Origin of the sequence: Arthrobacter sp. KBS0703, from assembly GCF_002008315.2 — a bacterium.
Classification (GTDB): domain Bacteria; phylum Actinomycetota; class Actinomycetes; order Actinomycetales; family Micrococcaceae; genus Arthrobacter.
On sequence record NZ_MVDG02000001.1, the window covers coordinates 3,459,050 to 3,473,284 of the forward strand.

Sequence of the window (14,235 nt, forward strand, 5' to 3'; positions counted from 1 at the left end):
GCAGTGTCCCCCGGCGTGCGAGTCTAGCCCGGGCCGTAGCCCGCTTACCAAGTTGACTTTGCGCCTGGTCCTTGCAGCCTTCCCCTTATATAAGGGAACGAACACGGCAATTTGGGCAGCATTCGGGAACCGGACAATCGGAAGATCACAGTGTTAACGCGGGGAGGCGCCCGGATGTGCTCCGGGCGCCTCCGCAGACGTGATGCTGTGATGCTGTGATGCTGTCTTACTTGTACTGTCCGGCGCCGCCAACCTTGAGGTTGGTGGGCAGGTAACCGAACGGGCCAAGGCCGTTCTGGCCGAAGCTGCGGTCAACCTTGGACACGCCGTCCCGGAAGTTGATCTTCACGGTGGGCGACAGGGAGCCGCCGCGGACGCCGTTGACGTTGTCGATGAAGGACTGGACCAGTCCGCCAGGCTGCACGTAGTGCGAGTAGGCCTGGAACTGGCGGCCGTTCTGGTTCGGCGTCGGGGCTTCCGGGGATTCGGACGGAAGGTTCAGGTCCGTCGGGGATCCGAGGGCCAGGCCGCTGTTGTTCATCGGCTGGTAGTCCGAGCGCACGCCGTTGCCCACGAAACCGTACACGCCGTCGGGGCCGCGCATGCCCGCTGCGTAGGTGAACTGGTGGCTGATGGTGAACAGGTAGTACTTGTTCTTGCCGCCCTCGTTCTGGATGAAGATCTGCGGGCGCTCAGTCTGGTCGTTGACGCAGTTGGCGGACAGGACCGGCGGAAGGAACTTCCACTTGGTCAGGTCCTTGTTCTCGGCCACTGCCAGGCCGACGTTTGCGGTCTGGTAGTAGGCACCCTTGCTGTTGACCTCGTCGAGCTTCTCGGCGTTGGGGTCGCCCTTGGCGTAACCCAGGTCCTCGTTCTTGCAGCGGTAATCGCCGCGGTTGCCGCCGGTGTTGCCTTCGAAGACCATGAACGTCTTGCCCGGGTGGGCCGGGTCAGCAAACGTGTACGGATCGCGGAACGCGAAGCCGGGGTTCTGGGCCTTGTTCTGGTACATCTTGCCGTCCGGTTCGAGCAGCTTGGTGTGCTTGAAGCCGTCGAAGGTGACGCCGTTCTTGTCGGCGTGGATGTTGCCCAGAGCCTTGGCGATGGCTGCGTCGGGGGCGATTCCGCCGCCGCCCGCGTTGCGCTCCTTGACGTCGTAGAACGTGGTGGCCGTGTAGAACACGTTCACCTTGCCGCCCTTCATGAGCCGGGTTGAACCGGACCACTCAGTGTTGCCGATGGAAGAGCCGTCCACGAACACGTGTCCGCCGTAGTTCCATTTGTCCTTGGCCGGATCTGCGTTGGTCTTGCGGAAGAAGTAACCGATGCGGGCGTTCCAGTGACGCTGGTCGAAGCCGTAGCCGGCGTGCCGGTCGGCGACGAGCGAGAAGATCACGTCGTAACCCTTGTAGCTGATCTGGTTGGCGTTCTCATCGGTCAGGGACCAGGTGTCCCAGACCCACACGTCGTTGTTCATGGCGGGGAAATCCTCAGGGATCTCCGGCATGGTGACATCCGGGCTCATGGAGTTCTTGCCAGGCGTGACGGTGGAGTCGCTCTGGGCCATGACCTGTTTGGCATCGGCACGGGTCCACTTGGAGGTGAAGTCGGCCGCCGGATCGTGAGCCAGCTGCGTGTGCTTGGTCGGCAGGGGGAAGCCCGGGGTGGGGGCGGGCATCTGCGTGTTCGACGGCGGATCCGACGGTTCGTTTGCCTGCGCCGACGGCACGGCCAAGAACGTGGTGGCCGCGACGGCGGCCGCCAGAGCTGCGGCGGCGGGTCGCCACCGCAGCATCCGGGGTGCGTTGGGGTGCTTGTGCATGTTTTGCTCTTCTCGCGGAGTTACATTTCGTGGAAGACGGGCATGTGCCCTTGTCCCCGCGCACTCCGGAGATCCCGATGACACGGCAGGCGTCATCGAGGACGCCGTTGTGTCGAGGGGAGAACGGGGCTTGGGTAAGGCCCCGGTAAAGCGGCTCGGGAGGTTGTGCTTTCCCGGCCTGCACTCCACCGTAGACAACGTTGTCAGCCGAGTTCAACCCGGTTTTCGACGCACCCAGAAGGCCGGGCCGAAAAAGTGCAAGCGCTTACATCTCCGTCTGCGCGCGCGTGCCATATCGGGGCCGGCGATTCAAACGCCGCTTAATAAATCTGCTTTATACCCGTCATTTACTACCTGTTAACCCGTCAACTGCTCCACGGCTGTCCTTTTAGAGCCGCAAAAGGGCAGTTGCGGAGCGCCCGATCCGGTTCTACCCGCGCGCGGATGGATTTCCGCGCCGACGGATAAAGTACTCGGCCACTGCGAGATTGATCACCCATGCCGACCCCATGAGCACCGCTCTGGTCAGCTCGCTTGCGGGGCCGATCAGGAGGAGCCAGGGGATGGACACCAACGCCTGGGTTCCCGCGGCGACTCCAATGGCATAGCCGCGGGCCATCCACGCACTGTGGCTGACGAAGTCCCGGCGCCGAATCGCGAGCAGCCCCAGGACGATGCTCACCACCATGCCCGAGCCGAAGATGAGCCGGAGGACGAGCAGCATGTCGCCGTCGCCCTCCGGGAGGTCGTAGAAGACCGCCATCCACAGGCCTGAGAGTCCGACGAGCAGGCCGGCCGGCGCGAGAATCCGCCCCGCGATCCGGTGCCAGCCGAGCCTGCCGCGACTGCCCCGGCGGAGTGATGGAACGAACTGGAATGCCCCCAACAGACTGTAGACAATGGCAGCGGGAATGTGGATCAGCACAGGGAAGGGCGAGTCGAAGAAACGCGCGTTCTGCGGCGTCACCGCGGCGCCGCCCGGCAGTTCGGCAAGACGAACCGCGCCGAAAAAGACCGGGATGAGGCTGAGCAAAATCAAGGCGGCGGGCACGGGCCACCGGGCCCGTGAACGCCGAACGGGCGCCGGTGCGCCGATGGTTTCTGTTGGCATATGTCTACCTCCGCTCACCGGGTGTACGGTGTACACCTCATGAATCCCGACAGTAGGTGTACGCAGTACACTTGTCAAGAGAAACCGCAAAAGGAGGCTGGTCCGGATGACTCAGCAGACGGAAGCTGCACGCCGCGTGCCCCTGAGCCGCGACCGCGTGCTGGCCGCCGCCGTCGAGCTGGCTGATGAGGTGGGCATCGAGTCACTCAGCATGCGCAGGCTCGCCCAGGAGCTCGGCGTGGTGCCGATGGCGCTGTACAAGCACGTCGCCAACAAAGAGGAACTTCTCGACGGCATGGTCGACGCGATCGTCGCGGAGATCGACCCCCCGGTCCGGGATGCGGGCTGGAAGCGCACGGTAAGGCTGAGGGTTCTCTCGGCGAGGCGGGCACTTCTGCGGCACCGTTGGGCCCGACGGGTGCTCGAATCCCGCACCAACACGACGCCTGCCGTTCTTGGGTACATGGACTCGTTTATGGGCATGTTCCTGGCGGGAGGGTTCTCTGTCGATCTCACCCACCATGTGATGCACGCCCTCGGCAGCCGGATGTGGGGGTTCACCCAGGAATTGTTCGGCGACCCGGCAAACGAGAATTTGGCCGATGTGGCGCCGGACGCGCAGGCCGTCATGTTCCGTGAAATGGCGGAGCGGTATCCGAACATACTGAAGGTCGCCACCGCCGCCAGTCACGACGACGGTTCGGTGGTCGGGGCGGGCTGCGACGACCAGTTTGAGTTCGAGTTTGCCCTCGACCTGATGCTTGATGGTTTCGAGCGGCTTCACGAACAGGGCTGGACGTCGGAGAAACTGGCCGGCGGCGCACCAGAGGAATAGATGAGGCCTGCCTGGGCCTACGCCAGGGTCTGCGCTGCAGGGACAGGGATGCCGTCTTCGGTCGGGGATTCTTCGGCCAGCCCTTTGCGCCGCATCGGGGCAGGCAGCGCCAGAACGAAGAGGCTGCCCGCAATGAGTGCGGCGCCGACCCATCCCAGTGCCGGCAGGCGTTCACCCACCACCACCACAGCCAGGATGGCAGCCACCACCGTCTCAGCAAGCGAAATGGTGGTGGCCGTGCTGGCGCGGACGCGGGCGAGGCCCCAGCCGAACAGGACGTACCCCGCAAACATGGGAACCAGCGCCATGTACGTGCCGACCAGCGAATTTTGCCACGTGGCCAGGAGCGGCGATCCGGTGACGGCCAGCACGGGCATGAGGAGCAGGCCGCCCATGCCGAAGACGGCACCCATGACGGCCCTCGAGGGCACCCCGGTGTTAATCAGGCGGTGTGCAGCCCAGGAGTAGAGCGCATACGTGAGCCCGGCAACGAGACCCAGGCCGATGCCGGCGGGCGTGGACCACCCCGAGTCCGTGGCCGACGCCGGATCACCCTGCCCGGATTCCGCGAAGCAGAGCAGCGCGGCACCAGCCAGACCGAGCAGCGCACCCACGGCCCACCGGCCGGTGAACCTTCTTTTGTCCATGATCCGCTCAATGACGGCGGAGGCGAGTGGAGCCGACCCGATGGAGACAACCGTGCCGACCGCCACGCCGGCCAGGTGCATTGACGAGTAGAAGGCGAGCGGGTACGTTGCGACGGCCACCGATCCCAAAGCCACCGTGGGCCACTGACCGCGCAGGGACGCCGAGAACGCAATGATCGATCGGGCCGCAAACGCCGCCTGCAACAGGCCGCCTAGGCCCATTGCCACCGCCCCGATCGCCAGCGGGCTGACGTCGGGGGCAAATGTGGCCGCGGTGCCCGTGGTGCCCCATAACACCGAGGCGGCCAGCACAAACAGTGCACCCCACGCGCTTCCCTGGAAGCCCGCGCCAGTCACAGGGTCCCGATCAGGGTGGCCGCGATCTGGCGGGCTTCCTGAATGCAGCGGTCATTGCCCTCAAGGCCAGCGCGGGCCATGGAACCTTCAAGCAGGAACGCCAGGTGCCGGGCCATTGTCCGGGCCCGCTCAGGTGAGTGCCGGAGGAGTTCGGCCACATGCTGCGATATCAGCGCCTCAACTTCCTCCTTGTGACGCCGGACCGCCGCCCTTCCGGGATCCCCGGCAGGAAGCTCCGCCGCAGCGTTGAGCAGGCCACAGCCCCGAAAGCCATGCTCATAGGCCAGATCGGCATGGTCCGCATAGGCATCGAAGACCGCCAGGACGCGTTCCCGGGCGCTGGTGGCGGCTTCCAGCCGCGCCCGGTACAGCCCCATCCACTCCTCGTGGCGGGCCTCCAGGTACGCTGCCACGAGGTCAGCCTTCGAGGAAAAATTGTTGTAGAGGCTCTTCTTGGCCACGCCCGCCTCGGAGGTAATCGTGTCAATTCCCGTTCGGGCCAGGCCGTCGGCATAGAAGCGCCGCGAAGCCGCTTCAAGCAGGGCGGCGCGAGCCGGCCTCTTGGGGAGGACGCTTCCGGGCGCCGTCGGCTTTTCAGTCATCAGTGGTCCTTCGCTGGCGTCAGAGCAGTAGTAGGTAGCCCAGTCTACCTACTACTACTCTTGAAGGCAACGAAAAAACCCCGCAGCTCCCGTGTAAACACGAGGAACTGCGGGGTTCTAGCTGCCAGCGTTGAGCTTGCCGAAATGTGGCTCCGACCGGCGTCGATCCGGTGACCTTTCGATTTTCAGTCGAACGCTCTACCAACTGAGCTACAGAGCCTAGGTGACATGTCACCATGACAGCCGGAATTTCTTCTGGCAATCAGAGCGACCCTGACGGGACTTGAACCCGCGACCTCCGCCGTGACAGGGCGGCGCGCTAACCAACTGCGCTACAGGGCCTTGCTTGTTTCTTGCTGTTCGCAGTATCGCTACTGCAATTTTTCAAGGCCTTTAGCCTACCAGACTTTTTAGTCCGGTTTGACCACTTCCTTGCGTACCCCCAACGGGATTCGAACCCGTGCCGCCGCCGTGAAAGGGCGGTGTCCTAGGCCGCTAGACGATGGGGGCCTGAACTCAATCCGGCTCATTCAGGGCAAAAATAAAGGGCCGAAGCCTTTCGTTTTTGTCCCTCCGAGTTGCTCCGAACTGGACCTCTAAAACTATAGGGCCTACTCCGGGAAATTCCAAAATCGGCGCGGCGGCCTCCACGGCGGCCCCGCGCCGGGTGCGGCAGAATGGCAGTTTCTTGCCTAGAGGTGACCGATTTCCGCCAGCCCCGGGACACGGAACAGGACTAGATTGTCACCATGGCAACCACCGCCGACACCAGTTCCCTGCACCCCGCTGATCCCCACGAAGGATCCGCCGCTGCAGCGCCCGCCCAATCAATCCCAACCCAATCCGGCGCCTCCCAATCCCCTCCGGCCGGCCCAGCCTCGGCCCAGCCCGCGGTTCCCCGGCAGAAGCCCGTCAACAAACTGGGCGTCGCGGCCGTCGTTGTCACCGTGGTGCTCTGGGCCTCCGCCTTCGTCGGCATCCGCGCCGTCGGCCCCAGCTTCTCCCCCGGCCCCCTGACGCTCGGGCGGCTGGCGATTGCCGCCGTCGTGCTCGGCGCAGTGGTTCTGCCCAAACTCCGCATGCTGCCGCGGGGACGCGAGTGGTGGCCCATCCTGGCCTACGGCGTCATGTGGTTCGGCGGGTACAACGTGGCCCTCAACGCCGCCGAACACCTGCTCGACGCCGGCACCAGCGCGTTGCTGATCAACGTGAACCCCATCCTCATCGCGGTGATGGCCGGCCTCATCCTCAAGGAGGGATTCCCTCGCTGGCTGATCATCGGCAGCCTCGTGGCGTTCAGCGGTGTTGCCGTGATCGCGCTGGGTTCCGGGCAGCGGTCGACGGCGGATGTGGCCGGCGTGCTGCTTTGCCTCCTCGCTGCCGCTCTCGCGGCCGTCAGCGTGATTATCCAGAAGCCCGTGCTGCGGAAGTTCCCTGCCGGGCAGGCCACGTGGTTCGGCATCATGGTGGGCCTGGTGTGCTGCCTGCCGTTCGGCGGCCAGCTTGTGACGGAACTCCAGACGGCGCCGCTGCCGGCAACCCTGGGCCTCGTGTACCTCGGCATCTTCCCGACCGCCATTGCATTCACCACCTGGGCCTACGCACTGTCGCTGATCGACGCCGGGAAGCTGGCCGCCACCACCTATCTGGTTCCCGGCACCACCGTCCTGATCTCGTGGCTGGTGCTGAGCGAAATCCCGACGGCATGGGGGCTGGTGGGCGGCGCAATCTGCCTGGTCGGTGTGGGGCTCACCCGGCGGAGATCCCGCTAAAGTTTGGATATGCCTGCAAACCTGCCACCCGGACTTCCCATCGTCCCGGACGGCGACGGTGAACCCGCAGGCTTTGATATGTCGGAAGCCGATTTTGAAGCTGCCGTCAGTGACGCCCTGAACAAAATACCGGCGGAAGTGGCGCGGGCCATGGACAACGTGGCGGTCTTCATTGAAGATGACTACACTCCCCAGCCGAATGAGGACCCGGACACGGTGCTGCTGGGACTGTACGAGGGCGTTCCCCTGACCGAGCGCGATTCATGGTGGGACGCGGGATCCCTGCCGGACCGGATCACCATTTACCGACAGCCCATCCTGGACATCTGTTCCTCCCGGGAGGACGTGGTGGAGGAAGTGGCCATTACGGTGGTCCACGAGATCGCCCACCACTTCGGCATCGACGACCAGCGGCTCCACGAACTCGGTTGGGACTAGCCTTGTAGGCATGGGACACGACCACAACCACGCGCAGGGTGTCACCGCCACCGGGAAACACCGCAGCCGACTGGTTGCGGTCCTGTCCATCACCCTGGCCGTGGTCTTCATCCAGGTGATCGGCGCAGCACTATCGGGCTCCCTCGCCCTGCTGGCCGATGCCGGACACATGCTCTCCGACGCCGCCGGCGTATTCATCGCGCTCCTGGCCGCGTGGATCGCGGCCCGCCCGGCCAGCGACCTGCGCACCTACGGCTATCAGCGCGCGGAGGTCCTGGCCGCCCTCGCCAACGCGCTCATCCTCGTGGTGATCTCCGTGGTCATCTTCACCGAGGCGATCCGCCGGATCGGTTCCGCGCCGGAAGTGCAGACGGACATTATGCTGTACGCGGCCGTCCTGGGCGCAGCAGCCAATCTGGCGTCGCTGCTGATCCTGCGCCCGGCGCAGAAGGAAAGCCTCAACGTGCGCGGCGCATACCTGGAAGTGCTGGGCGACCTCCTGGGATCGTTCGCGGTCATCGCTGCGGCCCTGGTGATCAAGTTCACCGGTTTCCACGCGGCGGACACGATTGCCTCGGTCGTCATCGCCCTGATGATCCTGCCGCGTGCATGGCACCTGCTCCGGGACGTGGTGGACGTGCTGCTCGAGGCCACGCCCAAGGGTGTGGAGGTCCAGATGATCCGGGAGCACATCCTGTCCGTGGCCGGCGTCGTGGCCGTCCACGACATCCATATCTGGACGATCACGTCCGGCGTGCCCGTGTTTTCCGCCCATGTGGTGGTGGAGGATGCCGTCCTGAGCGCCAAGGGCGCGGACCAGGTTTTGGACAAGCTCACCACGTGCCTCGGCTCCCACTTCGACACGGAACACTGCACCTTCCAGCTGGAACCTGCCAGCCATTCCGAGCACGAGTCCCACCAGCACGCCTGAGCGCTGAACAGGGCCGAGAGCGGGGCCGCCCGAGCCTGGCGCTCCGCCGCCGCGTGACACGCGGGCGGAAAATCCAAGCAAATGACACGCTTGTGTTTTATGTTATTGATGTGACTCGTGTTGCCAAAGTTGCACATGAGCCGTAGCCTCAGTGCTGCTGGGTGATTTGCAGAGGGGCACTTTCGTGCCGCCTCCTTACTCGTTCGTCCCGGCCCCGAACGCAGCGAGGTTTGCGAATGAGTTTGACCGGAACAGGCCGCAAGGCCGCCGCGCTGTGCGCCGCCGTCGTAGTTTTTGGAAGCCTTGCTGCGCCCGCGCTGTCTCTTATACACATCTAGATGTGTATAAGAGACACTCCGGCCGCCGCGCCGGAGCTGGTGTTGCCGGCCGCACCGGAGATTCCCTCGCCCGGCGACATTGCTGCCGCCAAGTCCAGTGAAAGCGCGACGGCGGCGCAGGTCACCGGCATCGAACGGATCCTGGCTGATGCCGCGTCCGCGCAGGAGCTGACCTTCGCGCGGACCCTCGAGGCAAACAACGCCTACAGCGACGCCCTCGTGGAGCTCCGGAACCGGACCGACGCCGCCGCCGTGGCAACCGCCCGTGCCGAGGCCGCGGCCAAGGAGCAGGCAAAGAGCCGCAAGGAGATCGGCCAACTGGCCGGGGACCTGTACCGCAACGGCGGGCTGAACCCCGCGCTGAGCAGCTTCGTCGCCGGCAAGGGTGACGTCCTGGAGCAGGCGGCAACGCTGCAGGCCCTCTCTGCCGGCCGCAGCCGCGCCTTCGAATCGGCCGAGACCACCGCCTCCGCGGCCGAATCGCTGACCGCAGCCGCCGCAGACGCCCGGCGGGCCGCCGATGACGCCGCCACGACCGCCGCATCGCTCAAGGCTGCCGCCGAGCAGGCCAACGCGGCACAGTTGAAAGCCGTGTCCGGGGCCAAGGCGCAGCGGACCGTCCTGGTGGGGGCAGCTTGCCTCGCTGAGGCGCACCACGACGGCCCTTGAGTCGGCCAGAATCGACGGCCTGGAACGGCAGCGGCAGCAGGCCCGGCTCGCCGCCATCACCGCAGCCGCCGATCAGGCCGCAGCGGAGCATGCGGCCACGGCAAACGGCGATCCGGCCTCCCCGCAGGAACAATCCCCTGCCTGGGCTGCAGCTCCGGCACAGGCAGCTCCTGCACCGGCGGCTGTTCGGCCCGCGGCACCGGCACCGGCGGCCGCAAACCCGGCGCCTGCCCCGGCGCCTGCCCCGGCACCCGCCCCTGCACCGGCACGGCCGGCTCCGGCACGGCCCGCTCCGGTCCAGCCGGCTCCCGTGGTTCCGGTTCCGGCTCCGCAACCGGTCCAGCCCGCCCCCGCACCGTCACCGGGAGACTCCAACCAGACCGCCATCTCCGTGGCCTTGGGCAAGGTGGGGAAGCCCTATTTCTACCAGTACGGCGGCACCGGAGCCTACGGTTATGACTGCTCGGGCCTCGTCCAGAACGCCTTCGCTGCGGCCGGAAAATACCTGCCGCGCACGGCCGCCGAGCAGTTCGCCCAGGCACCCGTCCACGTTCCCCTGTCCCAGGCGCAGCCTGGTGACCTCCTGGTCTGGGGATCGGCTCCCGGCTTCTATCACGTGGCCATCTACCTGGGCGGCGGCAGGGTGGTGCAGGCCCTGAACCCGTCTGCCGGCATCACCGTGACGGATTTGAGCATGATGGCGGGCATGCAGCTCCATCCGGTGGCGGCGCGCTACTAGCCCGGCTCGGCCAGCCTGACTCGGGGTGCGAGCGCCGCTCCGCCCTGGGCAGCACGCCTAGGACAGCACGTCCTTGCTGACGAACCGGCCGTAGGCCAGGGCGCCGAACACGGCGATGTAGCCTGCCTGCAGCCCGGCATTGCTGGTGAAGGAATCCCACCCGATCGGTTGGCGCAACAGGTCCGCAAAGCCGAACCAGTAATGGCTGAACAGCCACGGGTGCAGCCACTCCAGCTGGGGCAGCTGGTCCAGCACCTGCGCGGCGACGGACAGGACGATCGTGGCTGCCATGGCCCCCACCGGCACGTCCGTCAGGGTGGACAGGAAGAGCCCGATCGCCGACAGCCCCAGCAGGGACACCGTCTGGTAGGCGGCGATCAGCAGCATCCTGTTCAGGGCTTCGCCGGGCTGCACCACGTCGCCGGACAGCAGCGTCACGGGACCTACGGGAAACAGTGCCGCCCCGATTCCGGCCCCGGCGAGCGCCACGGCCAGCGGGGCCGCAACACAGAACGCGGCGGCCCCCGCATACTTGACGAGGAGCAGCCGAACCCGCCCGGCGGGAGCCACGAGCAGGTAGCGGAGGGTTCCGTGGCCGGCCTCCCCGGCGATGGTGTCTCCGGCCACGACGCCGATGGTCAGCGGCAGGAACAGCGGGACCGCCACGATCAGGGCGGTCACTCCGACGAACAGCCCGTTCTGCGTGATGCGGTCCAGGAACGCCGGCCCCCGGCCGGGCGGGACAGCCGTGGACACCCGGACGACGACGGCGATCAGCACCGGAATCGCGGCGAGCGCCAGCAGCAGGGCCTGGGTCCGCCGGCGGCGGAAGAGCTGCTTGAGCTCCGATGCGAGCAGCGGCAGGCTGGACGGCCGCTGCTGCGGCGCGGCCCCCTCCCTGCCGGGCTCCTCTGCTGTCCTGGAGCCCCGTGCGGACAACTCGTCACTGCGCGACATCGAAGCCCTCCCCGTGAGCGCCACGAAGCGGTCCTCGAGGCTGCCTCGTTCGACGGCGAAGCCCCGGACCCGCACACCGTCCGCCACGAGCGCAGCCACGATGGCCTCCGGCGCCGCATCAAGCCCGTCGGCAGCAGCCCGTTCGCCCGTTCCGCCAGTTCCGCCAGTTCCCCCCGGGTTGCGGAAGCCGTTCGGTGACAGCTCCACCGCGCTGCCGGGCAGGGCGGATGTGATGACGGCGTCGGCGCCGTCGGGGTGCCCGATGACCGGAGTCATGCCCAACCGGACCAGCACGCCCGAGGCGGCTCCGGCGTCGGGCGTTATCAGGCGAAGCTGTGCGGTGCCCGCCTGGCGGAGTTCAGCCAGCGGACCCTGCGCCACCAGGCGCCCCGCGCTCATGATGGCCGCATGCGTGCAAATTTGCTCCACTTCGGCCAGCAGGTGGCTGGAGACGAAGACCGTGGCGCCGTCGGCGGCGAGCGACCGGACCAGGCTGCGCACCTCCCGGGTGCCCTGGGGATCCAGCCCGTTCGTGGGCTCGTCCAGGATCAGCAGTTCCCGGCGCGAGAGCAGGGCATTGGCGATGCCCAGCCGCTGCTTCATGCCCAGCGAATAGGCGCGCACCTTCTTGCGTGCGGCATGTGAGAGCCCCACCCGTTCGAGTGCCTCCCCCACCCGGGCCCGCCGCGTTCCAGGCGAAGCGTGGCGGTCCGCGGCATCAAAGCGGTGCAGATTTGCCGCCCCGGAAAGGAATGGATAGAACGCCGGCCCCTCGACGAGGGCGCCCACCTGCGGCAGGACCTCGTCCAGCCTGCCCGGCATGTCCTGCCCCAGCACCCGCACCGACCCCGCCGTCGCCGCGGCCAGGCCAAGCATCATGCGGATGGTGGTGGTTTTGCCGGAGCCGTTGGGCCCGAGGAAGCCAAAGACGGAACCCCGCGGCACGGCAAGGTCGATGCTGTTGACGGCAAGCTGATGGCCGAAGCGCTTACTCAGCCCCGTGGTTTCAATGGCGAGTCCGGCGCCCCGGTCAGCGGCAGTCACCTCGCGGCGGCGGCCTGCAGCCGCTCCAGGGGTACCGAGCCAACGAATATCCGGCCGTCGTCCGTTAGCAGGACGTTCAGCAACGACGTGGAGATCGCCCTGCCGCCGGACACGGCGACTGCTGCCTGGCGGAGAAGCGGATCATTCAGCAGCGTGTCGGCGGACGGCCCGACTGCCCCAGCGGCGCCGGCGCGGGCCGGGAAGCCGACCACCGCCTCCCAGCCGGAGCCGGTCACAGACGGGGCCCTTCCAGCCGCAGCGGGCGTTTTCCGGTCCTTGTCCAGCTTGCCCTGTTCGTTTTTCCCGGCGCCGGCGGTGCCCTTGGCGTGCTCGCCCAGGTCGCGCTTGCCAAAGCCGGACCGCGGCACCGCCTGTTCCTTGACCGTGGCACCGGGCGGAGGCGTGAAGTTGAAGAGGGCGGCGTCAGGCGCCCCAAGCTGGAGGCTGGTGAATGCCGTCCGGAAGGCCGGCTCCTGCTGTCCGCGGGCCCGCACCTCCACGCTCAGCGGCAAGCCGCTCTCACCGTCGACGGCGACAGCCACGGACTCCACCAGCGTTCCCTGCGAACGCGGAGTGAGCACCAGGTTGTATGCGGCCCGGCCAGCCACATCAACGTCCCCGCGGACAGCCACGTCCGTGGAGGCATCAACCTTTTCAAGCATCCGGGCGGCAAGTTCTTCGGGCGTTGCCACGCTGCCCGGCATCCGGGAGCCGCTGTCCGTCTTGCCGGACGCAGTGCCCGGAAGCGTCAGGTGCGTAGCCGTGTTGTCCTTGGAGTTGTACAGCCAAACCTCGTTGCCCTGCCGCACCGCGTCCCGCTCAGCCAGCCGGTCCATGACCTGCACGCGCACCTTGGCGGGTCCGTCGACATAGACCCGGGCGCTATGCGGACCGGACAGCAGGTCCGCCATCGAGCCTGCGGCGGGGCCGCTGCTCGGCCCTACCTGGGGAACGTCGGGCAGGCCGAGCTCGGACGTCTGCTCCACCGTTCCGGACAGGGCCTTGGTGCTGTGCTGCGCGATCATTGCCAGCACTTGCGCGGGAGTCTTGCCGGGCAACGGATCGCGGGCGCTGGCAGGGACGGACCCTGCCAGGACTCCGGCAGCGATTACAGCAGGTACCGCCACGGCGGGCATCCACCGCAGCCAAGTGGGCGTCATCATAACTCCGATCCGTGGTCGCAGCTCATATCCTCAGGGTACGCCTCGGCTCACCGCGTGACAGCCCCCAGTTCGTGCTGCAGCTATCGCAGGACCGTGCGCTGGGACAGACTGGATGGGACGCCGTCATCCAGCTTCAGGAGCCTGAGCAAATGAGCAGTATTGGTGCCATGTCCACGTCCGCCGATGAGCTCACCGGCATTGTTGGCTTCGCCGCGCGGTTCATTGATTCCCTTGGGGAGTGGGGCGTGGGGCTGTTCACGCTCGCGGAAACGGTGTTCCCGCCGATCCCCAGCGAGGTCATTCTTCCGCTCGCGGGATTCCTGACCCGGCAGGGGTCCCTGAGCCTGCCGCTGGTCTTCGTGACCAGCACGCTCGGGGCCTATGCGGGAGCCCTGGCTCTGTATTTCCTCGGGGCGAAGGTAGGGCTGGAACGCTCGATCCGGTGGCTGTCCAAGCTGCCGCTCGTGGAGCGGGAGGACTTCGAGACCGCGGAAGGCTGGTTCCGGCGGCACGGCAAGTCAGCCATCTTTTTCGGCCGGCTGCTTCCCGGCGTACGCAGCCTCATTTCCCTGCCGGCGGGGGCGGAGAAGATGCATCTGGGCACGTTCAGCATCTTCACCATCGCCGGAAGCGGGATCTGGAACGGAGCCCTGATCGGGCTGGGTGTCCTGCTGGGGAAGCAATATTCGATGGTGGAGCAGTACTCCCGCTTCCTCAACTACGCGGTCTATGCGGCGCTGGCAGTCGTGGTGGCGTGGCTCGTGGTCCGGTACATCCGCCGCAGGAAGACGGCTGACGAACCGCAGTAAG

General features: G+C 66.7%; 13 protein-coding genes, 3 tRNA genes and 1 pseudogene. 7 read left to right on the top strand and 10 right to left on the bottom strand.

Features of this window, described 5'->3' with window-relative positions:
* Positions 1 to 226 precede the first annotated feature (226 nt).
* On the bottom strand, positions 227 to 1,822 hold the full coding sequence (locus B1A87_RS16055) for a glycoside hydrolase family 68 protein (protein WP_144275844.1): 1,596 nt from the start codon (positions 1,820 to 1,822) through the stop codon (positions 227 to 229).
* A 430-nt stretch (positions 1,823 to 2,252) separates the two neighbouring features.
* Positions 2,253 to 2,933: a DUF2306 domain-containing protein gene (locus tag B1A87_RS16060; RefSeq protein WP_078029151.1), complete on the bottom strand. Its 681-nt coding sequence runs from the start codon at positions 2,931 to 2,933 to the stop codon at positions 2,253 to 2,255.
* 106 nt (positions 2,934 to 3,039) lie between these two features.
* Between B1A87_RS16060 and B1A87_RS16065 the strand changes: the two genes are divergently transcribed.
* Positions 3,040 to 3,768, top strand: a complete 729-nt coding sequence (locus B1A87_RS16065; protein WP_078029150.1) for a TetR/AcrR family transcriptional regulator C-terminal domain-containing protein — start codon at positions 3,040 to 3,042, stop codon at positions 3,766 to 3,768.
* A gap of 17 nt (positions 3,769 to 3,785) precedes the next feature.
* Here B1A87_RS16065 and B1A87_RS16070 read toward each other — a convergent pair whose 3' ends face one another.
* The 5 genes from B1A87_RS16070 to B1A87_RS16090 all read right to left on the bottom strand — a co-directional run bounded on the left by B1A87_RS16070 (position 3,786) and on the right by B1A87_RS16090 (position 5,884).
* Positions 3,786 to 4,772 carry a DMT family transporter gene (locus tag B1A87_RS16070; RefSeq protein ID WP_260680897.1) on the bottom strand — a complete coding sequence of 329 codons (987 nt, stop codon included), beginning with the start codon at positions 4,770 to 4,772 and terminating at the stop codon, positions 3,786 to 3,788.
* Positions 4,769 to 5,374: a TetR/AcrR family transcriptional regulator gene (locus tag B1A87_RS16075; protein ID WP_078029149.1), complete on the bottom strand. Its 606-nt coding sequence runs from the start codon at positions 5,372 to 5,374 to the stop codon at positions 4,769 to 4,771. Before B1A87_RS16075 ends, B1A87_RS16070 begins: the two co-directional genes overlap by 4 nt.
* Before the next feature lie 147 nt (positions 5,375 to 5,521).
* A tRNA-Phe gene (locus tag B1A87_RS16080) sits at positions 5,522 to 5,594 on the bottom strand.
* Positions 5,595 to 5,642: 48 nt separating this feature from the next.
* Positions 5,643 to 5,716: transfer RNA gene (locus B1A87_RS16085), tRNA-Asp, on the bottom strand.
* A gap of 95 nt (positions 5,717 to 5,811) precedes the next feature.
* Positions 5,812 to 5,884 (bottom strand) — tRNA-Glu (locus tag B1A87_RS16090).
* Positions 5,885 to 6,123: 239 nt separating this feature from the next.
* On the opposite strand from B1A87_RS16090, the gene B1A87_RS16095 reads away from it, so the two are divergent.
* The 5 genes from B1A87_RS16095 (at position 6,124) to B1A87_RS24695 (ending at position 10,261) form a co-directional block, all read left to right on the top strand.
* Positions 6,124 to 7,146, top strand: a complete 1,023-nt coding sequence (locus B1A87_RS16095) for a DMT family transporter (RefSeq protein WP_078029148.1) — start codon at positions 6,124 to 6,126, stop codon at positions 7,144 to 7,146.
* 9 nt (positions 7,147 to 7,155) lie between these two features.
* Positions 7,156 to 7,584, top strand: a complete 429-nt coding sequence (locus B1A87_RS16100) for a metallopeptidase family protein (protein WP_078029147.1) — start codon at positions 7,156 to 7,158, stop codon at positions 7,582 to 7,584.
* 10 nt (positions 7,585 to 7,594) lie between these two features.
* Positions 7,595 to 8,515 (top strand): cation diffusion facilitator family transporter, encoded by a 921-nt coding sequence (locus B1A87_RS16105; RefSeq protein WP_078029146.1) that lies wholly within the window; start codon positions 7,595 to 7,597, stop codon positions 8,513 to 8,515.
* 338 nt (positions 8,516 to 8,853) lie between these two features.
* The gene (locus B1A87_RS24690) at positions 8,854 to 9,522 is read left to right on the top strand and encodes a hypothetical protein (RefSeq protein ID WP_313902482.1); all 669 of its coding nucleotides are present in this window, start codon (positions 8,854 to 8,856) and stop codon (positions 9,520 to 9,522) included.
* A 310-nt stretch (positions 9,523 to 9,832) separates the two neighbouring features.
* On the top strand, positions 9,833 to 10,261 hold the full coding sequence (locus tag B1A87_RS24695) for a C40 family peptidase (protein WP_313902483.1): 429 nt from the start codon (positions 9,833 to 9,835) through the stop codon (positions 10,259 to 10,261).
* 57 nt (positions 10,262 to 10,318) lie between these two features.
* On the opposite strand, the gene B1A87_RS16115 is transcribed toward B1A87_RS24695, so the two are convergent.
* The 3 genes and pseudogenes from B1A87_RS16115 to B1A87_RS16125 all read right to left on the bottom strand — a co-directional run bounded on the left by B1A87_RS16115 (position 10,319) and on the right by B1A87_RS16125 (position 13,422).
* A complete protein-coding gene (locus B1A87_RS16115) occupies positions 10,319 to 11,218 on the bottom strand; it encodes an ABC transporter permease (protein WP_144275916.1) in 900 nt (299 codons plus the stop codon).
* Positions 11,205 to 12,262 (bottom strand): annotated as a pseudogene (locus tag B1A87_RS16120) (ABC transporter ATP-binding protein). The gene B1A87_RS16115 and the pseudogene B1A87_RS16120 overlap by 14 nt, the downstream one beginning before the upstream one ends.
* Positions 12,259 to 13,422: a DUF2092 domain-containing protein gene (locus B1A87_RS16125; protein ID WP_078029261.1), complete on the bottom strand. Its 1,164-nt coding sequence runs from the start codon at positions 13,420 to 13,422 to the stop codon at positions 12,259 to 12,261. The pseudogene B1A87_RS16120 and the gene B1A87_RS16125 overlap by 4 nt, the downstream one beginning before the upstream one ends.
* A 152-nt stretch (positions 13,423 to 13,574) precedes the next feature.
* On the opposite strand from B1A87_RS16125, the gene B1A87_RS16130 reads away from it, so the two are divergent.
* Complete coding sequence (locus tag B1A87_RS16130; RefSeq protein ID WP_078029143.1) at positions 13,575 to 14,234, top strand: DedA family protein; 660 nt, start codon at positions 13,575 to 13,577, stop codon at positions 14,232 to 14,234.
* The last annotated feature ends 1 nt before the right edge of the window (position 14,235 follow it).